Annotated in this window: 21 protein-coding genes; 13 read left to right on the top strand and 8 right to left on the bottom strand. The window is 74.0% G+C overall.

What is annotated here, in order from left to right:
• Positions 1–65: 65 nt before the first annotated feature.
• On the top strand, positions 66–896 hold the full coding sequence (locus tag FH609_RS07185; RefSeq protein WP_139666579.1) for a DUF1206 domain-containing protein: 831 nt from the start codon (positions 66–68) through the stop codon (positions 894–896).
• Between the two features lie 131 nt (positions 897–1,027).
• Here FH609_RS07185 and FH609_RS07180 read toward each other — a convergent pair whose 3' ends face one another.
• On the bottom strand, positions 1,028–1,264 hold the full coding sequence (locus FH609_RS07180; protein WP_139666580.1) for a hypothetical protein: 237 nt from the start codon (positions 1,262–1,264) through the stop codon (positions 1,028–1,030).
• A 182-nt stretch (positions 1,265–1,446) separates the two neighbouring features.
• Between FH609_RS07180 and FH609_RS07175 the strand changes: the two genes are divergently transcribed.
• Genes FH609_RS07175 through dapD form a run of 3 tightly spaced genes read left to right on the top strand, consistent with a single transcriptional unit; the run spans position 1,447 to position 3,369 of the window.
• Positions 1,447–1,767 carry a DMT family transporter gene (locus tag FH609_RS07175; RefSeq protein ID WP_139666581.1) on the top strand — a complete coding sequence of 107 codons (321 nt, stop codon included), beginning with the start codon at positions 1,447–1,449 and terminating at the stop codon, positions 1,765–1,767.
• Positions 1,767–2,369: a TetR/AcrR family transcriptional regulator gene (locus FH609_RS07170; protein WP_139666582.1), complete on the top strand. Its 603-nt coding sequence runs from the start codon at positions 1,767–1,769 to the stop codon at positions 2,367–2,369. Before FH609_RS07175 ends, FH609_RS07170 begins: the two co-directional genes overlap by 1 nt.
• A gap of 10 nt (positions 2,370–2,379) precedes the next feature.
• The gene (dapD, locus tag FH609_RS07165; RefSeq protein ID WP_139666583.1) at positions 2,380–3,369 is read left to right on the top strand and encodes a 2,3,4,5-tetrahydropyridine-2,6-dicarboxylate N-succinyltransferase; all 990 of its coding nucleotides are present in this window, start codon (positions 2,380–2,382) and stop codon (positions 3,367–3,369) included.
• Between the two features lie 2,183 nt (positions 3,370–5,552).
• Here the strand turns inward: dapD and FH609_RS32375 are convergent.
• Positions 5,553–6,932, bottom strand: coding sequence for a serine/threonine-protein kinase (locus tag FH609_RS32375; protein WP_139666585.1), 1,380 nt, complete (start codon positions 6,930–6,932; stop codon positions 5,553–5,555).
• A 117-nt stretch (positions 6,933–7,049) separates the two neighbouring features.
• Here FH609_RS32375 and FH609_RS07145 point away from each other — a divergent pair, with 117 nt between their 5' ends.
• A complete protein-coding gene (locus FH609_RS07145; RefSeq protein WP_226961469.1) occupies positions 7,050–8,165 on the top strand; it encodes a MerR family transcriptional regulator in 1,116 nt (371 codons plus the stop codon).
• 23 nt (positions 8,166–8,188) lie between these two features.
• Here FH609_RS07145 and dapA read toward each other — a convergent pair whose 3' ends face one another.
• Together dapA and FH609_RS07135 are read right to left on the bottom strand one after the other, a co-directional pair.
• Positions 8,189–9,085 (bottom strand): 4-hydroxy-tetrahydrodipicolinate synthase, encoded by an 897-nt coding sequence (gene dapA, locus FH609_RS07140; RefSeq protein WP_139666587.1) that lies wholly within the window; start codon positions 9,083–9,085, stop codon positions 8,189–8,191.
• A gap of 118 nt (positions 9,086–9,203) precedes the next feature.
• Positions 9,204–11,078, bottom strand: coding sequence for an endonuclease/exonuclease/phosphatase family protein (locus tag FH609_RS07135; protein ID WP_139666588.1), 1,875 nt, complete (start codon positions 11,076–11,078; stop codon positions 9,204–9,206).
• A 425-nt stretch (positions 11,079–11,503) separates the two neighbouring features.
• On the opposite strand from FH609_RS07135, the gene FH609_RS07130 reads away from it, so the two are divergent.
• Positions 11,504–13,111, top strand: a complete 1,608-nt coding sequence (locus FH609_RS07130) for a hypothetical protein (protein ID WP_139666589.1) — start codon at positions 11,504–11,506, stop codon at positions 13,109–13,111.
• Between the two features lie 191 nt (positions 13,112–13,302).
• Entirely contained in the window at positions 13,303–14,304 is a 1,002-nt protein-coding gene (locus FH609_RS07125) for an ArsR/SmtB family transcription factor (RefSeq protein ID WP_139666590.1), read from the top strand.
• On the opposite strand, the gene FH609_RS07120 is transcribed toward FH609_RS07125, so the two are convergent.
• Positions 14,279–14,812, bottom strand: a complete 534-nt coding sequence (locus FH609_RS07120; RefSeq protein WP_139666591.1) for a nitroreductase family deazaflavin-dependent oxidoreductase — start codon at positions 14,810–14,812, stop codon at positions 14,279–14,281. The genes FH609_RS07125 and FH609_RS07120 overlap by 26 nt on opposite strands.
• Before the next feature lie 150 nt (positions 14,813–14,962).
• On the opposite strand from FH609_RS07120, the gene FH609_RS07115 reads away from it, so the two are divergent.
• Positions 14,963–15,397, top strand: coding sequence for a MarR family winged helix-turn-helix transcriptional regulator (locus tag FH609_RS07115; RefSeq protein ID WP_139666592.1), 435 nt, complete (start codon positions 14,963–14,965; stop codon positions 15,395–15,397).
• Positions 15,398–15,468: 71 nt separating this feature from the next.
• Here FH609_RS07115 and FH609_RS07110 read toward each other — a convergent pair whose 3' ends face one another.
• Positions 15,469–16,083: a TetR/AcrR family transcriptional regulator gene (locus FH609_RS07110; protein ID WP_139666593.1), complete on the bottom strand. Its 615-nt coding sequence runs from the start codon at positions 16,081–16,083 to the stop codon at positions 15,469–15,471.
• A 432-nt stretch (positions 16,084–16,515) separates the two neighbouring features.
• On the opposite strand from FH609_RS07110, the gene FH609_RS07100 reads away from it, so the two are divergent.
• Together FH609_RS07100 and FH609_RS07095 are read left to right on the top strand one after the other, a co-directional pair.
• Positions 16,516–16,869, top strand: a complete 354-nt coding sequence (locus tag FH609_RS07100; protein WP_139666595.1) for an ArsR/SmtB family transcription factor — start codon at positions 16,516–16,518, stop codon at positions 16,867–16,869.
• Entirely contained in the window at positions 16,853–17,491 is a 639-nt protein-coding gene (locus FH609_RS07095; protein ID WP_139666596.1) for an SRPBCC family protein, read from the top strand. Before FH609_RS07100 ends, FH609_RS07095 begins: the two co-directional genes overlap by 17 nt.
• A gap of 107 nt (positions 17,492–17,598) precedes the next feature.
• On the opposite strand, the gene FH609_RS07090 is transcribed toward FH609_RS07095, so the two are convergent.
• On the bottom strand, positions 17,599–18,021 hold the full coding sequence (locus FH609_RS07090; RefSeq protein ID WP_139666689.1) for an Hsp20/alpha crystallin family protein: 423 nt from the start codon (positions 18,019–18,021) through the stop codon (positions 17,599–17,601).
• Between the two features lie 253 nt (positions 18,022–18,274).
• On the opposite strand from FH609_RS07090, the gene FH609_RS07085 reads away from it, so the two are divergent.
• Complete coding sequence (locus FH609_RS07085; RefSeq protein WP_226961468.1) at positions 18,275–19,243, top strand: aminoglycoside phosphotransferase family protein; 969 nt, start codon at positions 18,275–18,277, stop codon at positions 19,241–19,243.
• Between the two features lie 45 nt (positions 19,244–19,288).
• Here FH609_RS07085 and FH609_RS07080 read toward each other — a convergent pair whose 3' ends face one another.
• A complete protein-coding gene (locus FH609_RS07080; protein WP_139666597.1) occupies positions 19,289–20,170 on the bottom strand; it encodes a sigma-70 family RNA polymerase sigma factor in 882 nt (293 codons plus the stop codon).
• 283 nt (positions 20,171–20,453) lie between these two features.
• On the opposite strand from FH609_RS07080, the gene FH609_RS07075 reads away from it, so the two are divergent.
• Together FH609_RS07075 and FH609_RS07070 are read left to right on the top strand one after the other, a co-directional pair.
• On the top strand, positions 20,454–21,170 hold the full coding sequence (locus tag FH609_RS07075) for a GntR family transcriptional regulator (protein ID WP_139666598.1): 717 nt from the start codon (positions 20,454–20,456) through the stop codon (positions 21,168–21,170).
• Positions 21,167–22,084, top strand: coding sequence for a dihydrodipicolinate synthase family protein (locus FH609_RS07070; protein WP_139666599.1), 918 nt, complete (start codon positions 21,167–21,169; stop codon positions 22,082–22,084). Before FH609_RS07075 ends, FH609_RS07070 begins: the two co-directional genes overlap by 4 nt.
• The last annotated feature ends 30 nt before the right edge of the window (positions 22,085–22,114 follow it).

Raw genomic sequence — 22,114 nt, 5'->3', positions numbered from 1 at the left:
CTGCCGTTTTCGGGCCCGCCCTCCGGGCAGGCGAGGACCCACGTCCACCTCGGGAGGGCTGAACGATGGGTACCTCGGCCGCGATACCTGGCCGCCGCGCCGCGCGCAGGGCCGCCAACAGCTCCGCGATGGAGCTGGCGGCGCGCTGGGGGCATGTGGCCAGGGGGCTGCTCTATCTGCTGATCGGGCTGTTGGCGCTCCAGCTGGCGTTCGACGGCGGCGGCGAGCAGGCCGACAACGGCGGCGCACTGCGGGAGTTGGCGGAGCGGCCGTTCGGCGGGGCGGTGATCTGGGGCGTCGGCGTCGGCCTGGCGTGCATGGCGGTGTGGCGGCTGTCGGAGGCGGCGTTCGGGGCCTCGGGCCCGGACGGGCACCGGGCGAGCAGGCGCGGGCTGAGCGGCGCGCGGTCCGTCTTCTACGCGGTCTCCGCGTTCTCCGTGCTGTCCTTCGCGGCCGGCGCGGGGTCCGGTGGTTCGACGGACGAGCAGTCCCGGGACGCGACGGCGGAGGCGCTGGGGCTGCCGCTGGGCCGCTGGCTGGTGGGCGGCGTGGGCCTGGCGGTGCTCGCCGCCGGCGTCTGGATCGCCGGGCGTGCGCTGCTGCGGACGTACCACGAGCATCTGGCGCTGGGCCGGATGTCGCGGGCGACCCGGCGGGCGGTCGACGTGCTGGGGGTGGCCGGCGGGGTGGCGCGCGGCGCGCTCTTCGCCGGGCTCGGGGTGTTCGCGGCGCGCGCCGCCTGGGACTTCGACCCGGACGAGGCCAAGGGGATGGACGACACCCTGCGGTCGTTCGCCGAGACCCCGGCCGGGCCCTGGCTGCTGGTGGCGATCGCGGTGGGTCTGGTGCTGTTCGGCCTGTTCTCGCTGGCGATGGCCCGCTGGCGTCGGGTCTGACCCCGGTTCTTCGGCGGGGCTGAGCCGCTCCGTCGTCGGGGCGGCTCGGTCCTTCGGCGGGGCTGATGCGTTCCCTCGGCGGGCGGGCCGCCGGCCCCCGGGGTGCCTGCTCCCCGGGGGCCGGTGAACGGTCAGCCGTGATCGACCAGTTGGGCGTGTCCCTGGGTGCGGGCGCAGTGGGCGCAGCAGTAGAACTGGCCCTCCTCGGTCTCCAGACCGTGGCCCAGGATGCGGCACTGACAGTTCTCGCAGATCGGGGCCATGCGCTGGGCCGCGCACTCCAGGCTGTCGAAGACGTGGACCTGGCCGGCGGCCCGCACCTCGAAGGCCATGCGGTAGTCGTTGCCGCAGACCTCACACTGAGCCATCTCGTTGCTTCCTCTCGTTTGTCCGACAAGCCGTCCGGATCACCCTCCCCGCAGCGGCGTCCCGGCGGTCCACGGCTCCCCGGGCGGGCGGCCGGGCTCACCCGTCCGGAGCCGCGCCGGGGTCCGCCGGACGCCGCCACCTATGTGTACGGGCGTCCAGAACGTTGTGTACGCTCGTCCATATGGCCTATCTGATCCTGGCCGGCGCGATCCTGCTGGAGATCGCGGCGACCACCCTGATGAAGTTCAGCGACGGCTACAGCAAGCTGTGGCCCACGGTCGGCTCGTTGACCGGCTACGTCCTGGCGTTCGCGCTGCTCGCCCAGGCGCTGAAGACCCTCGACGTGGGCACCGCCTACGCGATCTGGGCCGGCGTCGGGACCGCGCTCGTCGCCGCCATCGGCATGGTCTTCCTCGACGAGCCGGCGACCCTCGCCAGGATCGCCGGGGTGCTGCTGGTGGTCGCCGGCGTGGTGGTGCTCAACGTCGGCGGAGCCCACTGATGGCGCGCCGCCACGACCCCGAGCGGCGGGAGCGGATCGTGGCCGCCGCCGTGCGGGTGCTGGAGCGACGCGGCGTCAACGGGCTGACCCACCGCGCGGTGGCCGCCGAGGCCGATGTCCCGCTCGGCTCCACGACGTACCACTTCGACAGCGGGGACGCGCTGCTGGTCGCGGCGCTGGAACGGGTGAACGACCGGTGGCTCGCGTCGTTCGGGGACTGGGTCGCTGAGGCCGTCGCGGGCGACTCGGATGCCGGCTCGGGCGGTGCGGCGGCCTCGCTCGGCGACCGGGTGGTGGAGCTGGTCGACGAGTGGCTCGGCCCGCGCAGGGCGACGACCGAACTGCTCTACGGGCTCTACTTCGCCGGCCTCGACCGCCCCGTGCTCCGGCCGCTGGCCGCCCACTGCCTCGACGAAATGGTGCGGCTGGTACGGCCGTTGACCGGCGACACCGCCACCGCGCGGGCGGCGGTCGCGCTGCTCGACGGGCTGCTCATCCAACTGCTGCTCACCGGCCGGCCGCACCGCCCCGAGGAGACCAGGGCCGCGCTCGCGCGCCTGCTGGTCGAGACGGGTTCGCAGCCGGGGCCCGGCACCGGTTAGCGTCGGAACCATGACCGACGAGACCCCTCGCACCGCAACCGGCGCCGTCGCCGCCGGGCTCGCCACCCTGGCCGCCGACGGCACCGTGCTCGACACCTGGTTCCCCAACCCCGAGCTGACCGAGGAGCCCGGCCCCGCCGGCACCGAACGCCTCACCCCCGAGCGCGCCGCCGTGCTGCTCGGCCCCGACACCCCCGAAGCGCTGGGCGCCGACCCGCGCCGGAACGTCGAGGTGATCGCGGTGCGCACGGTCATCTCCTCGATCGACGACAAGCCGCTCGACGCCCACGACGTCTACCTGCGGCTCCACCTCCTCAGCCACCGGCTGGTCCGGCCGCACGGCCTCAACCTGGACGGGATCTTCGCCCTGTTGGCCAACGTCGCCTGGACCACCATCGGCCCGGTCCCGGCCGCCGAGGTCGGCCGCGCGCAGCTCGCCGCCCGGGCCGCCGGGCAGACGTTCTCCGTGACCAGCGTCGACAAGTTCCCCCGGATGACCGACTACGTGGTGCCCGCCGGCGTCCGCATCGGCGACGCCGACCGGGTCCGGCTCGGCGCCCACCTCGCCGCCGGCACCACCGTGATGCACGAGGGCTTCTGCAACTTCAACGCCGGCACCCTCGGCTCCTCCATGGTGGAGGGCCGGATCAGCGCGGGCGTCGTCGTCGGCGACGGCTCCGACGTCGGCGGCGGCGCCTCGATCATGGGCACCCTCTCCGGCGGCGGCAAGCAGACCATCTCCATCGGGGAACGCTGCCTGCTCGGCGCGCAGGCCGGCCTCGGCATCTCGCTCGGGAACGACTGCGTCGTGGAGGCCGGCCTTTACCTCACGGCCGGCACCCGGGTCACGCTGCCCGACGGCGACGTGGTCAAGGCGCTGGAACTTTCCGGCGCGCACAACCTGCTGTTCCGGCGCCACTCCACGACCGGCACGGTCCAGGCGTTGACCCGCACCGGCAGTTGGGGTGGGTTGAACGCGGCGCTGCACTCCCACAACTGACCACGCTCCGCTGGGTTCCGGACGCGCCCCGCGCCCCGGTTCAGAGCGCCTCCGGCGCTTCGAACCGGGGCGCGGGCGCGGGGTGGGTGGTGCGGGTTGTGGTTGGGGGGATGGTTGGGGGTGGGGAGTGTTTGGCAAAGTGAGTCAAATCCGGTCGAGTTGAGGGTGGAACCGCAGGTCACGAACTCTCTTCCCCGCACGCGCGGGGATGGTTCCCGCAGGGGTGGGGGCTGTCTTTTGGATCTTCGTGGGGCGGTGAGGGGTGAACGGGGTGGGGTGGGTGCGGGGTTTGTCTGCGGGCCGGTGGCCGGTGCGGGGCAGCCCGACTGGTCGTTTGTTGGTCGACGAGGCTCGTTGCAGGGGGTTGGGGATGTGGCGCGGGCTACGACGCCGGGCCTAGATGGCGCACGGTCGGCCGGGTGCGGGCGTAACGAATGCCGGCAGGAGGCTGGCTGGGAAGGGGGGCGCGGCTTCCGGGAGGTGGGGTTCGTTGCCGCCAGGGGTGGTCGGGAATGGCGGTGCGTGCCTTCCGGGCGCGGGGACTGCGGCTTGTTCGGGGGTCGGCCGGCGGCTGGGGGCGTGCGTGGCGCGCACCGGCTTCGCCGGCCTGCCCCGGCATGTCGCCCGTCTCGGACGTGGCGGATCGTCGGGCGACTCACGGGGGCGGTGGCAGTCCTGTGGCGAACGGGCGGTGGGTGGGGGGTTTGGTCAATGACCACGCTGCCGCGCGAACAACGCCTGCCGGCAAGGTAGTCCGCGCGCCGCCAACTCCCGAGCGGCCGGGGGGTCGGGGACTCTTTTTCTAGGTGCCCGTCTGGAAGCAAACAGATCGTTCAACCACCCAGGCCCGCACGGATCTACGAGGACGACACCCTCGTGACACAGGTGTACGCCTCACGGCAGGCGGCCCGGTCCTCCGGCCGGGCAGGTCTCGTTCATGCCGACCCGCCCTCATCTCCCGACTCCCGAAGGCGACGCGGTGGTGGCAGAACTGAGTGCGGACTGGACCGCTCGGTTGGCGCAGTTCGCGGTACCGCGCGCAGCGGCTGACGTTGGAACGCGACGGTCCCCCGGAAACGTCCTGCCGAGGCGTGGACCGTCGTCTTCCGAACAGCGCGTCCATGGGGCGAGACCTCCGAGTACGTCAAGCAGTGGTAGAGAGCCGGCAGCCCGCCTCACCTGGGCGTGACCGTTGAACGATCTGTTTGCTTTCAGACGGGCACCTATAAAAAAGGTCCCCCACCCCCCGCGCGCCCGCCTTCGGGAGTCGACGGCGTGCGGACTATCAAGACGGCAGGCGATGTTCGCGCGGCAGCGTGGTCGTTGACCGAACCCCACGAAGCGCCGCACCCGAAACGACGACTGGCACGGCCCCGTTGAGTCGTCCGACGATCGGTCATGTCCGAGACGGGCGACATGCCGGGGCAGGCCGGCGAAGCCGGTGCGCGCTACGCACGCCCCCAGCGGCCAACCGACCCCCGAACAAGCCGCAGTCCCCGCGCCCGGAAGGCACGCACCGCCATTCCCGACCACCCCTGGCGGCAACGAACTCCACCTCCCGGAAGCCGCGCCCCCCTTCCCAGCCAGCCTCCTGCCGGCATTCGTTACGCCCGCACCCGGCCGATCGTCCGCCATCTAGGCCCGGCGTAGTAGCCCGCGCCAGAACCCCCACCACACCCCAGAGTCTCGTCGACCAACAAACGACCAGTCGGGCTGCCCCGCACCGGCCACCGGCCCGCAGACAAACCCCGCACCCACCCCGATATCGTGGTTAGCGGCAGGCAGTTGGGCGCACCGGGAAGGGTTCTTGTCCATGATGCCGGTTTCCGTGAAAGTAAGTAAAACCCGCCCACCCCGCCGATAGAACCCCAGGTCATTTGCGCTGCTCCCCGCGCACGCGGGGATGTTCCCCAGAGGCCGGTGTACTGCCGGCGGTAGCGCTCCTGCTCCCCGCGCACGCGGGGATGTTCCCATCCGGGTCGGTGGGCCACCGCTCTGCGCCCTGTTTTCCCCGCATGTGCGGATATGGTCCCCCGGCGCGAGGCCGAGGAAGCCGAGCATGAAGTCCGCTCCCGGCGCGCGCTGCGGCGTTGCCGCACACCGTCGCACCCGCAGGGGATTTCCGGCCTGGCCCCGCCAGGGGGTTCGTTGCCGCTGGCCGCCAGGGCCAGCGGCTCCGGTGGTCAGGGTGCGCGCCAGAGGGTCAGGGTGAGGGTGATGTGGGAGGCGGGGGCGGGGTCAGGGTCGGTGAGGGTGATCAGGGCCACGTGGCCCGGTTGGGTGCGGACGCAGAGCCGGTCGCCTGGGGTGAGGGAAGCCAGCGGCAGCGCCTCCGTCGGGGAGTCCTGTGCGCGGCAGGACTCCGCCGTGGGGGCGGCGTCGGCGGGGAGGCGGACCAGTTCGTTGCCCTCGGCGGTGCGGAGCAGCGGCTCGTCGCCGCCGGTGAAGTAGCGCAGGTCGATCTGGTGCGCGTTGGCGGCGTTGGACGCGCGGGGCGTCACGGGGTCCTCGCCGAGGAAGAGGTGGTCGCCGGCGGGGAGTTCGATCGGGCCGTACTCCTCGCCGGCCGGCGGTCCCTCGTCGTGCGGGAGCAGCACGGTGGCCAGGGCGCCGAGGGCCAGGAGGACGGCCAGCGCGCCGCCGAGGAGGGCGAGTTGGCGGCGGCGGGGCCGGCGCGGGGTGGGTGGCGTCGGGGGCAGCCAGTCGGGGCCCCGGGTCAGGGGGTCCGTTCCGGGGGTGAGTTCCTGGCAGGCAACGATGACCTCGGCCGGCGTGGGTCGGGCCGCCGGGTCCTTGGCCAGGCAGCGTTCCACCAGGGGCAGCAGCGGTTCGGGAACGCCGTCCAGGGACGGCTGTTCGTGAACGATCCGGTAGAGCACCCCGTGCGCGGTGCCCTCCCCGAACGCCGGCCGCCCGGTGGCCGCGAAGACCGTCAGCTGGCCGAGCGAGAAGACGTCGCTGGCCGCCACCACCGGCCTGCCCAACGCCTGTTCGGGCGCCATGAAGGTGGGCGTGCCGACCATCAGGCCGCCGCGCGTCAGCGCCGTCGCTTCGGTGGCCCTGGCGATTCCGAAGTCGATCACGCAGGGCCCGTCGGCGGAGAGCAGGACGTTGGCCGGCTTGAGGTCGCGGTGCACGACGCCCGCGCCGTGGATCGCGCCCAGCGCCTCCGCCACCCCGGCCACCAGCAACAGCAGCGGCCGGAACGGGAGTCCGCCGTCCCGGCCCACCGCGTCGGCCAGCGAGGTTCCCGGGACGTAGGCCGTCGCCAGCCAGGGCGTCGCCGCGTCGGGGTCGGCGTCGACGACCGGCGCCGTGCACAGCGCCGGCACCCGTCGGGCCGCCGCCACCTCGTGTCGGAACCGCTCCCGGAACGCCGGGTCCTCGGCGAACTCCGCGCGGATCACCTTGACCGCCACCGGGCGGCCGGCCGGCGTGTGGGAGAGGTACACCCGCCCCATCCCGCCCGAGCCGAGCCGGGCGATCAGCCGGTACCCGCCCACCGTCGCCGGGTCGCCCGGCCCCAGCGGCCGGCCGACCCCGTCGAACTCCGCACCCCGCATGGCGTTCACCGTTCCCCCGCTTCGCGTATGGCGGCCTGGACCCTACCCGAAGTGCCGCGGTCCCCGTTGGGGCGCTGGCTTGACCCTCGACCTGGTTCAGGGCGCAGAGTGAGCGGCGTGGAGAGACAGTTGGGGATCGGCGAGGTCGCCCGGACGAGTGGGTTGCCGGTGAGCGCGCTGCGGTTCTACGACGGCGCCGGCGTGCTGGTGCCGGCGGTGGTCGACCGGGTGACCGGCTACCGGCGCTATGACCGCGAGCAGGTGGCGGAGGCGCGGCTGGTGGCGGTGCTGCGCCGGGTGGGGATGCCGCTGGCCGACATCAGGTTGGCTCTGGCCGGCCGGTCCGGCGGCGATCCGACGCTGCCGGTGCGGCTGCTCGCGGCCCATGTCCGCCGCCTGGAACGGGGCGTGGCCGAGGCCAGGTCGGAACTCTCCCGACTGCGCGACACCGTCGAGGACATCGAGAAGAACGGGCAGAAGGAGAACGTCATGAGCGTGGACCGATCCCGGGAGTTGACCCTCACGCTGGCGGGCACTGAGCTGGCCGCCGCGTTGGACGCGGTGCGGTTCGCCGTCGGGCACGATCCGGAACTCCCGGCGCTGGCCGGGGTGTTGTTCGACGTCGAGGACGGCACGCTGCGGCTGGTCGCCACCGACCGCTACCGGCTGGCCTTGGCCGGGGTGCCGCTGTCGGCGCGCGGCGACCGGGCGCGGGTGCTGGTGGCGACGCCGGTGGTGGACGCGATGCGGGCGCTGCTCACGGATGTCGCCTGGCCGGCGCGGCTGACGGTGCGGCCCGGCGAGGTCGCGCTGGAGGTCGGAGGCCGGGTGGCCTCGGGCCCCGCCGTCGACGAGACGTATCCCGACTACCGCCGGCTGGTCGGCGGGACCGCCGGCCGCAGGGTGGTCGTGGACGCGGCGGCGCTGCGCGCCGAGGTCGCGGCGGGCCCGGTGCGGGAGGAGCGGCGCGGAACGGACGGCGCGCGCCGCGCGGTGAGCGTGCTCACCCTCACGGACGACGGCGCGCTGCGGCCGGGGGATGGCGAGGGGCAACGGGTCGCCGTGGACCGGGAGTTCCTCACCGAGGCGCTGGCCGCGCTGGCCTCCGAGCGGGCCGAGGTCGAGATCGCAGGCCCCACCGCGCCGCTGACCTTCCGCCCGGGTGGCGAGGAAAACGGCCGGGCCGAGCGGATGTCGCTGCTGATGCCGGTGGCGTTGGAGGGGCTGGACTGACTTCCCCCGGCCGCCCGGGCGGTTCAGCCCTCGGCGACCGCCGTCCGGAGCGCGCCGGCCAGCAGGGTGGTCAACTCCGGGTCGGCCGGCAGCAGGGGCGGGCGGACCGGGCCGCCGGGGAGGCCGGCGGCCCGGAAGAGGGCCTTGACCGCGACCGTGCCGGGCCCGTGCCCGGTCAGCGCAGCGACCAGCGGCAGCAGCGCCCGGTGGCGGCGGCCGGCCGTCTCCAACTCGCCGGCGGCGCACGCGTCGAGCACCGCCCTGACCTGCGGGCCCACCACGTTGGCCGCCGTGCTGACCACCCCGCTGGCGCCGATGGACAGCAGCGGCAGGTTCAGCTCGTCGCTGCCCGCGTAGTAGGCGAGGTCCGTCTCGGCGAGCGCCCGGCCGGCCTTGAGGAGGTCGAACGAGCAGTCCTTGACGGCGACGATCCTGGGGTGTTCGGCCAGCCGGCGCAGGGTGTCGAGGGTCAACGCGGTGCCCTCGCCGGTCCGCGCGGGGATGTCGTAGAGCATCACCGGCAGTTCGGTGGCGTCGGCGACGGTCAGCAGATGCCGGGCGATCGCCTCCTGGGTGGGCCGCGAGTAGTAGGGCGTGACCACCAACAGGCCGTCGGCGCCGGCCTGTTGGGCGGAGCGCGCCCGTTCGACCGTGTGCCGGGTGTCGGCCGTTCCGACGCCGGCCACCAGCAGCGCATCGGCGCCGACCGCGCCCCTGACCGCCCGGATCAGCTGCGTCTTCTCGGCGTCGCTGGTGGTCGGCGACTCGCCGGTGGTGCCGTTGACCACCAGGGCGTCGCAGCCGCCCCGGCGGACCAGATGGGCGGCCAGCCGCTCGGCGCCCGCCGGGTCGAGGGCGCCGTCCTCGGTGAAGGGTGTGATCATCGCCGCCGCACAGCGGCCCAGGGGTCCCGAACGCATGGCACGGAGTCTGAGCCCCCGGGCCCCCTCCGGTCCACTTCGATGTTCTGCGCGACACCGTTCAGCGTTGCTTACCGTTCAGCGTTGCTTACCGGTCGGCGCGGGAGGCGGCGGGGGCTCAGGGGCGGAAGCGCAGCACCTGCGGGTCGTGGTCGCTGGCCTGGTCGGCGAACTCGGCGTTGATGTGCACGATGTCCAGCTCGTAGCGGCGGATCGCCGGCGAGACCAGCGTCTGGTCCAGCACCTGCGACTGCCCGTCGAAGACATAGGTGTAACGCTCCCGCGCCGGCAGCGAGTTCAGCGCGTTCGTGAGCAGCCCGTCGGCGGTCAGCGCCCCGGCCGTGGCCGAGAACGTGAAGTCGTTGAGGTCGCCCAGCACCACCACGTTCGCCGGCCGCCGCACGCCCCGCGCGTCACGGGTCTCCCGGACGAAGTCCGCGACCGCCCGCGCCTGCGCCACGCGCTGTTCCTCCGAACTGCGGTTCGGCGGCTGAAAACGGCCGTGGGTCGGCTGATCGCCGCCCTTGGAGGCGAAGTGGTTGGCCACCACCAGCACCGTCTCGCCCCGGAACCTGAACTCCCCGACCAGTGGCTTGCGGCTGTCCGTCCAGGCCGCGTCGTCCGGCGCGATCCGCCCGGGGGAGTGGCTCACCGTGGCCTCCCCGCGCCGCGCCACCACCTCGGTCGCCGTGGTCGCGTCCCCGCCGGGCCGGTCGACGAAGGAGACCCGTTCCGGGTTGAAGAGCAGCACGGTGCGGATGTTGCCGCCCGGCTGCCCGCCGTCGGCGCCGTCGACGGGGTCGATTCCGCGCCACTCGTAGGCCGGCCCGCCGGCGGCGACCACGGCCTCGGTGAACAGCCGCAACGTCTCCTCGGCGGACACCGTCCCGTCGTCCGTCGGCCCGCTGTCGTCCTGGATCTCCTCGACCGCCAGGATGTCGGGCGCCGCCAGGTTCTCGACCACGGCCGTCGCCAGCCGCTCGAACTTCTCCGCCGGGTCGCCGGGGTTGAGATTCTCGACGTTGTACGCCGCCACCGCCAGCTCCCCGCGCCGCTGGGGCCGGGTCGACTCCCGCTCCAGGCCGCCGTCGACGACCTCGCCCAACTCCCGTGCGGCCAGCGTGTATCCGCCGAACTCGTCGTAGTCCAACGGGCCCGTGGTGCGCCCGCCGAGCAGGTCGCCCACGTTCGCCTCGGGGAACGGCCGCTCGGCGAACGGGATCAGTGACTCGACCTTCAGGCGCCCCGGGTTGTGCGCCTCGTAGGAGGCGTAGCGGGTGCCGCCGCGCGGCGTCGGGTGGTCCTGCGGCCGCAGGGTCACCCACAGTTCGCCGTACTCGGTGCTCGGGCCCACGACCGGCGCGTCGGCGACCGAGACCGCCATGCCCTCCAGCGACTCGTAGCGGTCCAGCACCTGGCGGCGCGGGTTCAGCGGCAGTCCCTCGATGCTGCCTCCGGCCGCCTCCTCGCCGGTCGGCGCATAGCGGCGCGGCAGCGCGTCGCCGGTCAACTCCACCGGCGCCGGCAGCTCGTTGCCCGAGGAGACCACCGTCACCTCGGGATCGGTCAGCTGGGTGACCGACTGGCCGCCGCGCTCAGAGCCGCCCGGGTAGTACTCGCCGACGGTGCCGGCGACCTCCACCGCGTCGCCGAGCGCGACCGTCGGCACCTCGCCGGTGTAGACGAAGAGCCCCTCGCTGGTCGCCGGGTTGCCGTCGCCGACCGGGTCCTGGAGCCAGAACCCGCGCGAGCCGAACGCCCGCACCCCGGTGACCACGCCGCCGACCCCGGCCACCCGCTCGCCGACCAGCGGCGAGAGACGGGTGTCGCCCTGGATCTCGGCCACCCGCACCCCGTCGGAGCCGGCCGCCGAACTCGGCCAGGCCAGCAGCGGAACGCACAGCCCGCCCGCCACGGCGGCGGCCAACACGACGGCGCCGCGCGGCGGTTGGCGGAACGGACGGTCGCGGTCTGCTGGTCGGGTGGACTCCACGGGGACCCTCCTGGGACGGGAACGGTAGCGGAAACGGGAACGGGGAACGGGGAACGCGAACGGCGCCGGCGACGGCCGTGGTAGCGGCGCGGCGGCCCGGCGGCAGGCCCACGCTACGCGGGTAACGCCGTGTGGGGCAGGGCTCTTGCCACACGTCAACCAACTGTTAACCCACGGGTGAGTACGGCGCAGGCACGGTGACCCCGACGCCCTGCCGCGTTCGCCGAACCGTTCCGACGACGGTGGAACGTTCAGGTGAACGTCCGGGGAGCCGCGCGGGGGAGACGGCCGGGAGAACGTCGGGGTAAAGGCGTGGAACCCGCCGGATGCGCCACGGCCGGCCGCCGATCCCGTCTACGCTGGTGGCCTGCCCGACCGCCCCGACCGCCGGCGGGAAGCCACCCGCCCGAGGAGTCTGTTTCGTCATGTCGCTCGACCCCAAGGACGACCGTCCCGTGATGCCGCCCGTACGGCTGCCGTCCGAGGCCGAGTTGGCCCGGCAGGCGCTCGCCGCGCCGCTGCTCTCCCGCGCCGTGCGGCTCGCCGGCTGGGCTGGCGATGGCGTTCCGGTGGGCGCCGGCGGCGAGTTGCTGAGCCCCCGCCTTGCCGAGGCGATCGAGGAACTCGGCCTGGGCGACGAACCGGAGGGCGAGGCGGAGACCGTCGAGGCGTGGAACTTCGCGGTGGACTCCGGCCTGGTCGCCGTCACCGAGACCGAGGACGACGAGGACGACGAGGGAGGCACCGGGGACGCCGGGGCCGACTCCGACGACGCGGCCGAGGCCGACGACGACGAGCCCCTGGCGCTCGCGGACGACGCGGCCGTCGGCGTGGCGGCGCGCGAGCCGGAGTTGGCCGACCTCGCCGAGTGCGACCCCGAGGACGTCCTCGACGTGTGGGGCGACGGCCTGGAGGCGGTCCTCGCCGACGTGGCCACGCCCAGCTTCGAGGAGTTGCTGGGCGAGGACCTCGCCGGGCTCTTCGACGAGAACGGCCAACTCGCCCCCGACGCCATCGACCTGGACGCCCTGGAGTGGGACGCGGAGGCCGAGTCCGGGCTGCTGGACAGCGTGCTCGGCCACCTCTATCTGCTGGGCGTCACCGACGAGGAGGGCCAGGGCGTCACCCCGCTGCCGCTGCCCATGCTGGCCGCCGCCGTGCTGCTGCCCGACGAGACCGAGGAGTTGACCGACGAGGCGCTGGCCGACGTCTCCGCGCTGGTCGTCCGGCTGGACGAGTGGTTCCGGGTGCTGGCCGGGACCGGGATCGTGGAGTACTGGCCGATCGACGACGAGGTGCTGGCGGACGACGGGGAGGACGGGGCGCCCGAGGGCATCGAGGATGTCGGCGACGCCGACCTCGACGACCTCGCCCGCTACGGCCAGGTGCGGCTGACCCCGCTCGGCTTCCACGGCGTGCGCGGCCGGATGCTGGCGGCCGGCGTCGAGGTGCCGGTGGTCGGCGACCTGGCCGGGGCGCCGGCCGGCGCGCTGCTGGACGCGCTCACCGAGCGCGCGCCATCGGACGCGACCGAGGAGGCCCAGCGCTGGCTGGCCGAGCGCGAACCGGTCGCCGCCGCACGGGAGTTGCTGGTGGCCGCGCGGGGCGACGACCCGTCGGGCCCGGCCCGGCGGCTCGGCTGCCAGCTGGCGTTGGCACTGCTGGGCACCGAGGCGGAGCCGGCGCTGCGCGAGGTGCTCGACGACGCGGAGTTGGGCGGCCTGGCCCGCGTCTGGCTGGTGGAGCGGAGCGCGGCGGACGTGCCGCCGCCGCCGGAGGAGATGGTCTTCTGGCTGACCATCGACACCCTCGCCGCCCAACTCGGCACCGAGACCGACGAGGAGAGCGTTCCCGAGCTGCGGGAGCTGGTCACCGGCCTGGTGGACCAGCACAGCGCCTTCCTCGACCGCGCCTGGCGGACCGAACACCCGGCCACCGCCGAGGTGTTGGAGGCCGTGGGGCGGATGCACCCGGACCGGCAGCTGGCCAAGCAGGCGCGCAAGGCGGCGTTCAAGGCGCGCTCCCGGGGCTGAGCCGAGGCGCTCCCGGGCCGGGCGACGCCCTGCGACGCCCCGTGGGGCAGGCCCTTCCGGTGCGGCTGGTACGGCCGGTGCGGCCGGTGCGGAAAGGTCCGTCTGGTGACGGCCTGTCCCGACCCTGGGGGGATCGACGGATTCGTGCTTCACTGGGTGGCCGTGGGTGTCGCGCATCGGGGGGTGTGCAAATGCTGCGTGTCCATTTCACGGGCGAGGATCTGGGAAGGACCCGACTGGCCGAGGCGTCGCCGCTGTGGGAGACGGTGTTGAGCCTCCACCGTTTCCAGCGCGGGGACGGCGGCCCGCTGGTGCGGTCCTGGCGGCGTCGGGTGCACGGCCGACTGCCGCCCGACTGGCGGCTGTTGGCGACGCTGGTGCCGCCGCAGGGGTACTTTCCCGACTTTCTGACCCCCTCCGTTCCGCACCGTGACATCCGGGAGGCCGTCGAGCGGGTGTCCCGCACGCCGCGCCGCGAGCTGCGGCGGGATCTTGAACTGCTCGACGCGCGCCGGGCGCGCGCGCCGTTCGCGCAGGCGCTCTGGCGGGGCGCGCCGGGCGTCGCCGCCCGGCTCGGCGCCGCGCTGACCGCCTACCACGCGGCGGCGATCGCCCCGTCCTGGGAACGGATCGAGGCACAGACGGCGGGCGACCGTTCCCGGCGCGCCTCGGCGTTGCTCGCCGACGGCGTGGAGGGACTGCTGCGCACGCTGCCGCCCGCGCTGCGCTGGCGCCCGCCGGTCCTTGAGGTGGACTACCCGGTCGACCAGGACCTGGTGTTGGGCGGCCGGGGACTGCTGCTGGTGCCCTCGTTCTTCTGCCTGGCGACCGGGATCACGCTGCTGAACGAGCACCACACCCCGACGCTGGTCTATCCCGTGGAGCACCGGCCGCCGGACGATCTCGCGGTGCCGGACGGCGAGGAGGAGTGCCACCGGGTGTCGCTGGCCGCGCTGCTCGGGCACACCAGGGCCGCCGTGCTCCAGGCGCTGGAGGTGACCGGGACGACCGGCGAACTGGCCCACCGCGTCGGGGTGTTGCCCTCGTCGGCGAGCCAGCACCTGGGCGTGCTGCGCAGGGCCGGGCTGGTGCGCACCGTGCGGCACGGGCGCACCGCGTTCCACACCCGCACGGCGATGGGTGCCGCGCTCGCCGAGCGCGGCTGGGTCAGGGAGCCGGGTCCGCCGCGCTGAGCCCGCCGGGCGCGTCCGGCCCGCCGGGCTCCCGGCGCTCCAGGACGACCAGTGGGAGCGGGCGTTCGGTGGCGTCCTGGTAGGTGTCGTAGCGCGGGAAGATCTCCGTCATCAGCGCCCAGAGCGGGGCCTTCTCCCGCTGGTCGGCGGTGCGCGCGAGGGCGGTGAAGCGCTCGGCGCCGACCTGGACGCCGACCTCGGGGTGGGCGACGAGGTTGAGATACCAGGCGGGGTGTTGCGGGGAGCCGCCGTTGGAGGCGACCAGCAGATAGCGGCCCTCGTGCTCCCCGTAGATCAGCGTGGTCCTGCGCAGCAGGCCCGAGCGGCGGCCCCGGGTGGTCAGCAGCAGGGTCGGCAAGCCCTGGTAGCGGTGGCCCCGCTGGCCGTCGGTGGCGAGATAGTCGCGCACATGCTGGGCGACCCAGCCGACGGGGCTGTCGCTGACCGGCTCGGCGGTGGGGGCGACGGGGCGTTCCGGGGTTCGCTCGGGGATTGGTTCGGGGGTCATGCTGTGCGCTCCTCGGTGCTCGGGCCGTGATCGTCCCAGGCCCTTGGTCCTGTCGATGGTTGAGTGACTCAAGTAGTTGGGAGGAGGCTAGGTCAAAAGCTTGAGTTTCTCAACAGTTGGGTTGGTGAAGGGGGCGTCTAGCATGGGGGCATGAGCCAGGAACGCGATCCGCTGACGACCGAGCTGGCGCACCTGGTGCACCAGGTCGCCGACCGGCTGCGGGCCGAGTTTCGGCGGGCCGCCGGCCGCCTCGAACTGCCGGTCACCCAGGCGGCGTTGTTGGCCAGGCTGGAGGAGCCGACGCCCATGCGCGCGCTGGCCGAGGTGCTGTCCTGCGACGCCTCCCATGTGACCGGGATCGTGGACGGCCTGGAGCGGCGCGGCCTGGTCGAACGGCGCGCCGCCCCGAAGGACCGCAGGGTCAAGCTGGTCGCGCTGACGGACGAGGGCCGCCGTCGCCGGGCCGAACTGGCCGAGATCCACCGTTCCTACACCGCGTCGGTCTTCGCCCTGCCGGAGGAGGAGCGGCGCGCGCTGCGGGAGCTGCTCGGCCGGGTGGCGGCCGGCCTCGACGCGGCGCGCTGAGGCCCCGCGCGCGCGGCGCGCGTCGCGGGACCGGCGCGCGGGGGCGCGCGGCTACCGCGCCGGGAGCGGGGTCATCGCGCCGGGAGCGCGGCGCCGACCAGCGCGCTGGCCGCCTCCGTCACGGCCCGGGCCGCGCCCGGCTCCTCCGCGATGGCGTTGCTGACGATGGCGCCCTCGTGGAGGGCCAGCAGCTGAACGGACAGGGTCCGCGCGGTCGGCTCGGCGATCCCGGCCTCGACGATCCGGTCGTGGAAGAACTCCCGCAGCCACTTCTTCTCGGTCCTGATCACCTGGTTCCCCGGGTGGTCGCGCTCGGGCAGTTCGGCGAAGGCGTTCACGAAGCTGCATCCCCGGTCGGACTCGGTCAGCCACTCGGGCAGGACGGCGAACGGCGTCAACACCCGTCGCAGCGGGTCCCCCTCCTCCTTGTCCTCCTTGGCCAGGCGGTCGGCGATGAGTTCACGCCATCGGCGGTCCCTGGTCTCCAGGTAGATGCGCAGCAGGTTGTCCTTGGAGCCGAAGCGGTTGTAGAGCGTGCGCTTGGTGACGCCCGACTCGGCGGCGATGGTGTCGACGCCGACGGCGTGGATTCCGCGCCGGTAGAACAGCTCGGAGGCCACCTCCAGGATGCGCTGCGCGCCCGGTGTCAGCTCCAGCGGGTCCACCTCGGATGAGTCCGTCGGCATGGCGTGTAATCCCCTTGCATATACAGATCTGTATACCTACTCTGGTCTTACCTTCACAGACCAGTATAGGAGGAGGCCGTGATGCGTCGCGTCATTTGGCAACTGCCCAGGTCGTTCAGGGATTTCGCGGAGGGGATGCACGCCGGGCACGGCATCCGGCACGGGGTCTCCCGGTCGCCCGGCGGGGGCCGGCCGCTCCCCGGCGTGGGGTCGGTGGCCGTGTCGTCGTCCCGGGTCGAGCGGAGTGGTGAGGTCGCCGCTTCGGTTGACGCCTGAGGCCCGTGCGCGGTGACCCACGGGGTCGCCCCCGATCGTGGGGCGGCCCCGTTTCCTCTGCCCTCGTCGCTTCGCGCTCTCGCCTCGTCTCGCCTCATCTCGTCTCGCCTAGTCTAAGGTTCGGCTTATATAAGCAGAACTTGTAGGGTGGGCGCCATGCACGCACTGGATGTGCTGGGCGACCCGGTCCGGCGGCGGATACTCGAACTCCTCGCCGACGGCGAGCGACCCGCCGGCGCCGTCACCGAGGTCGTCCGGGCCGAGTTCGGCATCTCCCAGCCGGCCGTCTCCCAACATCTCCGCGTCCTACGCGAGTCGGGCTTTGCCACCGTTCGCCCCGAGGGCGCGCGCCGGCTGTACGCGGTGGCGCCCGACCGGTTCCGCGAGGCGGACGCCTGGCTGGAACGCTTCGGCCGGTTCTGGGAGCAACGGCTGGACGCGCTGGGCACCGAGTTGGCCCGAGGCAAGCGAGACGCGAGAAGGAAGGCCGACGATGGCGGACTTCATTGACGACATCAACGCCGTCCACCGCGAGGTGGGCCGGCGCCGCATCCCCGCCGGGGACGGCCACGTGGTGGTGCTCAGCCGCCGCTACGAAGCCACCCTGGAGGACGTCTGGAACGCCTGCACCACCCCGGAACGCCTGGCGCGCTGGCTGACGCCGGTCACCGGCGACCTGCGCGAGGGCGGCAGCTACCAGCTGGAGGGGAACGCCGGCGGCAAGATCCTGGCCTGCGAACGCCCGCACCTGCTCAGGGTGACCTGGGTCTTCGGCGAGAACGTGACGGAGGCCGACGTCTCCGAGGTCACCCTCAGGTTGTCGGCCGAGGACTACGGGGCGACCCGGCTGACGCTGGAGCACGCGTCGGTCGGCGACCCGGAGTTCTGGGACCGGTACGGGCCCGGGGCCACCGGCGTCGGCTGGGACCTGTCCCTGCTGGGGCTCGCCATCCATCTGGCCGACGAGCCGCTGCCCGACAAGGAGACCTTCCACACCACGCCCGAGGGGCGGAGCTTTGTGACGGATGTCAGTCAGCGGTGGCGCGCGGCGCATGTCGCCTCGGGCGCGCCGGCGGACGCGGCCGAGCGGGCCGCCGCCGCGACGGCGGCCTTCTTCGCGCCGGAGGAATGAACGCGCCCGCTGCGTTGGTGCGTTGGCGCGGTGGTGTCCGGGCGGGCGCGGTCCCGGCGCCTCGGCGGGCGGGCCGCCGGGGCCGGCCCGCCCGGGTGGGGCCGCGCTCAGCCGCGCAGGGCCTTGGGGCGCTTCCCGCCGGAGATGGCGATCTTGCGGGGCTTGGCCTGCTCGGCCACCGGGATGCGGAGGCGGAGCACGCCGCTGTCGTAGCTGGCGTCGATCCGGTCGGTGTCCAGGGTCTCGCCGAGGAACAGCTGCCTGCTGAACGTGCCCACCGGGCGCTCGGCGATCACCGACTCGGTGCGCTCGCCGGCGCTGGGGCGCCGCTCGGCCTTAACGGTCAGCACATTGCGCTCGATGTCGAGGTCGATGGACTCCGGCTCGACCCCCGGCAGGTCCAGCTCGACGACGAAGGTGTCTCCGTCTCGGTACGCGTCCATCGGCATCGCCGCCGGCTTGGCCGTCGTCCCGAACACCTGCTGCGTGAACCGGTCCAACTCCCGGAAGGGATCGGTACGCATGAGCATCATCGGTCACTCCTCCCGTATCGACAGGGTGTGTGTCGCGTCCCTTCTTATATAGCCGATCGGCAGCAAAGTTGCCAAGTCTCGGCTCAACTTTCCTGACCGAGGGGAGGGGCGGCGGGGAGGCGGGGCGCCGAGGGGCGCGGATCGGTGACTGTCAGTGGTGGCCTCTAGGGTGTGGGCTGACGGTGGGGGCGGGCGGACGGCCGGGCGGCCAGGGCGGTCCGACGAACAACGAGACGGAGGGGAGCGGCGGTTGACCGGGACGAAGGGTGGGGCGGGCGGCGAGGGGGGCGAGGTCGGTCCGGTGCCCGAGCGCTTTCCCGCCGACGAGGGGCTGGTGCGGCGGCTGCTGGCCGCCCAGTTCCCCGAGTGGGCGGCGCTGCCGGTGCGCCGGGTCGCGGACGAGGGCTGGGACAACCGCACGTTCCGGCTGGGCGAGGAGCTGGTGGTGCGGCTGCCGAGCGCCGCGCCCTACGCGCTCGCCGTCGCCAAGGAGCACCGCTGGCTGCCGGTGCTGGCGCCACGGCTGCCGCAGCCGGTGCCCGTCCCGCTGGCCAGGGGCGGTCCCGGCGAGGGGTATCCGCACCCGTGGTCGGTCTACCGCTGGTTGCCGGGGGAGCCGGCGATCCGCTCGGCGCCGGCGGACCCGACGCGGTTCGCCGTCGATCTCGCCGCCTTCCTGGCCGCGCTGCGCGCGGTCGATCCGGCCGGCGGGCCGGCCCCGGGGCGGCACAACTGGTTCCGGGGCGGCCCGTTGACCACCTACGACGGCCAGGTGCGGGGCGCCCTCCGCGCCCTGGCCGGGCGGCCGGCCGGCGGGCGGCTGCCGGTCGGGGAGGTGGAACGGGCCTGGCGGGCGGCGCTCGACGCCGCCTGGGACGGGCGGCCCGTCTGGTTCCACGGCGATGTCGCCCCGGGGAACCTGCTGCTGGCCGACGGCGCGCTCGCCGGCGTGATCGACTTCGGCACCTGCGGCGTCGGGGACCCGGCCTGCGATCTGGCCATCGCCTGGACCCTGTTCTCCGGGGAGTCGCGCGCCGCGTTCCGCGCTCGGCTGGGGCCCGCCGCCACCGACGACGCCTGGGCACGCGGGCGCGGCTGGGCCCTGTGGAAGGCGCTGGTCGGCCACGCCTCGGCGCTCGCCGGGGGCGACGAGCGCGGCGCGGCCGGGACAAGGGGGGTGATCGAGGCGGTCGTTGACGACTACCGGCACCCCGCGTGACGCGGCCGGCCGAGGGCGCCGCCCCCGGCGGCCCCCGCGTTCCTCCTAGACCGGCCGCAGTCCCAGGGCCTCGATCCGCTCGGGGTCGGCCAGGACGGTCATCGCCACGATCCGGCCGCCGGCCACGGTGAACGACGCGACGGAGGTCACCCGGCCACCGGCCACGCCGATCGCGCCGGGCCCGCCGTTGACCAGCAGCGGATGGTTGCCGCTGGTCATCCGGGCGTAGGCCACCGCCCCGCCGGCCACCACGCGCGCCCCGCGCAGCACGGTGCCGGGCCGCCCCGGGCCGTCGTCCGACCTGAGCACCACGTGCGGGGCCAACACGGTCAGCAGCCCGGCGATGTCCCCGCCGGCGGCGGCGGTCAGAAAGGCGTCCACGACGCGGCACCGGGTGGGCAGGTCGGCGTCCGTGGGCGGCTCGGCGCCCCGGACCCGCCGCCTGGCCCGGCTGGCCAGCTGCCGGGTCGCCGGGACGCCCCGGCCGACGAGCGGGGCGATGTCCTCGAAGGGCAGCGAGAGCAGGTCGTGCAGGACGAACGCCAACCGCTCGGCCGGGCTGACCGTCTCCAGCGCCGCCAGCAGGGCGAGGCTGGCGGATTCGGCGAGCCTCGCGCGTTCCTCGGGGTAGCCGGTGCCCATGCCGTCGGGCCCGTCCACCACCGGGTCGGGCACATGGACGTCGGGCGGCTGCTCGCCGCGCCGGGGCCGCGAGCGCAGCATGGACAGGCAGACCCGCCCGACGACCGTGGTCAGCCAGCCGCCGAGGTCGTCCACGCCGTCCCGCCCGGTGCGGCCGAGCTTCAGCCATGTCTCCCGCACGGCGTCGTCCGCCTCGCTCAGGGAGCCCAACATCCGGTAGGCCACGGCCCGCAGCCGGGGCCGGTGCTCCTCGAACCGCTCGGCCAGAAACTCGCGTTCGTTCATGGGGGACTTCTTCTCTCGCTGACGGGGGTCACTGGCATGACGTGGCGGAGCGCCCCGCTGTGACACGCCGGGCCGCCGGGCCGGCCCCGCCCGCCCGGGCGGCCGGCCGTCCGCCGCCCGGAACCGGTTCCGAACTCCTCGTTCCGTCCGACCCGTTGACGCCGGCCCGGTCGGGTCCTACCGTTCGTCGGACCGCGCGTCGTACGCCATATGTCATATACGAGATGCCATATGCGAGCGTTCGATCCCGAGATGAGACCCGAGAACCGAGGGCCAAACCCGCATGAAAGCACCACTGTCCGGCGCCGCCCCGGTGCCCATTCCCTCCCGGACGCAGTTCGTCCTGGAGCACCTGACGCACGCGATCCTGACCGGCGGGCTGGCGCCGGGGACCGCGCTGGTCGAGACCGAACTGGCCGCGCGGTTCGGGGTGTCGAAGACCCCGGTGCGGGAGGCGCTGAAGACGCTGGCCGGTCGTGGGCTGGTGGTGATGAGCGAGTACCGGGGCGCGGCGGTGCGGGCGGTGGACGCGGACATGGCGCGCGCCGTCTACGACGTGCGGCTGCTCCTGGAGCCGGAGGCGCTGCGGCGCACCGTGCGGGACGGCGCCGCGCTGGCCGCCGCGCACACCGCGCTGGGCCGGGCCGACGAGGCCGGGGACAGCGCCGAACGGTCCCTGGCGAACCGGGACTTCCACCGGGCGCTCTATCTGCCGTGCGGCAACCCGCTGTTGGTGCGGATGCTGGACGACCTGCGGGACCAGGCCGCGCTGGTGTCGTCGTTCGTCTGGCAGACGCTGCCCAGTTGGGAGCGGGAGGCCGAGGAGCACCGGCTGATCCTGGCCGCCGCCGAGGGCGGCGAGGCGGACCGGGCGGGGGAGTTGCTGGCCGGGCACATCAGGGGCTTCGTCGAGCGGGCGTTCCCCGAGGCGCGGGCGGCGGAAGCCGGCGACGAGACGACCGGCACGGGCGAGAGCGACGAGAGGGAGGCGTCGGCATGACCGACTTCGCGCCGCAGCGAGCGGCGTTGGCGGATGTGGTGGCGATTCCGGTCACACCGTTTGCCGAGAATGACCAACTGGATCAGGAGAGTTACCGCGCGCTGATCCGTCGTCTTCTCGCGTCCGGCGTGCAAGCGCTTACCCCCAACGGCAACACCAGCGAGTTCTACGCCCTCACCCCCGAGGAGCGGCGGATCGAGGTCGAGTTGACGCTCGCCGAGGTCGCCGCCGCCGGCTCCGAGGCGCAGATCCTCGTCGGGGTCGGCCAGGACGTGCCGTCGGCCGTCGCCTCGGCGCTGGAGGCGCGCGCCGCCGGCGCGCGGATGGTGATGGTGCACCAACCCGTCCATCCCTATGTGTCGTTGGACGGCTGGGTGGACTACCACCGTGCGATCGCCGAGGCCGTGCCCGACCTGGGCGTGGTGCCGTATCTGCGGAACCCGGCGATCGACGGCGCCGCCATCGCCCGGCTGGGCGCCGCCTGCCCCAACGTGATCGGCGTCAAGTACGCGGTGCCCGACGTGGTGCGCTTCGCCTCGGTGGCCAGGGACGCCGGCCTCGACCGCTTCGTCTGGGTGGCCGGGCTGGCAGAGCTGTGGGCGCCGAGCTACTTCGCCTCGGGCGCCACCGGCTTCACCTCCGGGCTGGTCAACGTGGCGCCCGAGGTGTCCCTGGCGATGCGGGACGCGCTGCGGGCCGGCGACTACCCGGCCGCGATGCGGGTGTGGGAGCTGATCCGCCCGTTCGAGGAGCTGCGCGCCGAGCGGCAGTCGGCCAACAACGTGACGGTGGTCAAGGAGGCGCTGGCCGCGCTGGGCCTGTGCCGCCGCGACATCCGCCCGCCCAGCACGGTGCTGCCGCCGGCCGAACGGGAGCGGGTCGCGACGATGGTGAAGGGATGGGAGCTGCCGTGACCGAAAAACACCCGACGGGCTCCACGCCGG

This window comes from Streptomyces sp. 3MP-14 (assembly GCF_006334905.2).
Taxonomy (GTDB): domain Bacteria; phylum Actinomycetota; class Actinomycetes; order Streptomycetales; family Streptomycetaceae; genus Streptomyces; species Streptomyces triticirhizae.
The sequence above is the reverse complement of the archived record's forward strand: the minus strand, read 5'-3'. Positions and strand labels throughout refer to the sequence as shown.

Bases quoted from the DNA above. Each gene is read 5' to 3' on its own strand.
- FH609_RS07185 (WP_139666579.1), top strand. From the start codon at position 66: ATGGGTACCTCGGCCGCGATACCTGGCCGCCGCGCCGCGCGCAGGGCC.
- FH609_RS07180 (WP_139666580.1), bottom strand. From the start codon at position 1,264: ATGGCTCAGTGTGAGGTCTGCGGCAACGACTACCGCATGGCCTTCGAG.
- FH609_RS07175 (WP_139666581.1), top strand. From the start codon at position 1,447: ATGGCCTATCTGATCCTGGCCGGCGCGATCCTGCTGGAGATCGCGGCG.
- FH609_RS07170 (WP_139666582.1), top strand. From the start codon at position 1,767: ATGGCGCGCCGCCACGACCCCGAGCGGCGGGAGCGGATCGTGGCCGCC.
- dapD (WP_139666583.1), top strand. From the start codon at position 2,380: ATGACCGACGAGACCCCTCGCACCGCAACCGGCGCCGTCGCCGCCGGG.
- FH609_RS32375 (WP_139666585.1), bottom strand. From the start codon at position 6,932: ATGCGGGGTGCGGAGTTCGACGGGGTCGGCCGGCCGCTGGGGCCGGGC.
- dapA (WP_139666587.1), bottom strand. From the start codon at position 9,085: ATGCGTTCGGGACCCCTGGGCCGCTGTGCGGCGGCGATGATCACACCC.
- FH609_RS07130 (WP_139666589.1), top strand. From the start codon at position 11,504: ATGTCGCTCGACCCCAAGGACGACCGTCCCGTGATGCCGCCCGTACGG.
- FH609_RS07125 (WP_139666590.1), top strand. From the start codon at position 13,303: ATGCTGCGTGTCCATTTCACGGGCGAGGATCTGGGAAGGACCCGACTG.
- FH609_RS07120 (WP_139666591.1), bottom strand. From the start codon at position 14,812: ATGACCCCCGAACCAATCCCCGAGCGAACCCCGGAACGCCCCGTCGCC.
- FH609_RS07115 (WP_139666592.1), top strand. From the start codon at position 14,963: ATGAGCCAGGAACGCGATCCGCTGACGACCGAGCTGGCGCACCTGGTG.
- FH609_RS07110 (WP_139666593.1), bottom strand. From the start codon at position 16,083: ATGCCGACGGACTCATCCGAGGTGGACCCGCTGGAGCTGACACCGGGC.
- FH609_RS07100 (WP_139666595.1), top strand. From the start codon at position 16,516: ATGCACGCACTGGATGTGCTGGGCGACCCGGTCCGGCGGCGGATACTC.
- FH609_RS07095 (WP_139666596.1), top strand. From the start codon at position 16,853: ATGGCGGACTTCATTGACGACATCAACGCCGTCCACCGCGAGGTGGGC.
- FH609_RS07090 (WP_139666689.1), bottom strand. From the start codon at position 18,021: ATGCTCATGCGTACCGATCCCTTCCGGGAGTTGGACCGGTTCACGCAG.
- FH609_RS07080 (WP_139666597.1), bottom strand. From the start codon at position 20,170: ATGAACGAACGCGAGTTTCTGGCCGAGCGGTTCGAGGAGCACCGGCCC.
- FH609_RS07075 (WP_139666598.1), top strand. From the start codon at position 20,454: ATGAAAGCACCACTGTCCGGCGCCGCCCCGGTGCCCATTCCCTCCCGG.
- FH609_RS07070 (WP_139666599.1), top strand. From the start codon at position 21,167: ATGACCGACTTCGCGCCGCAGCGAGCGGCGTTGGCGGATGTGGTGGCG.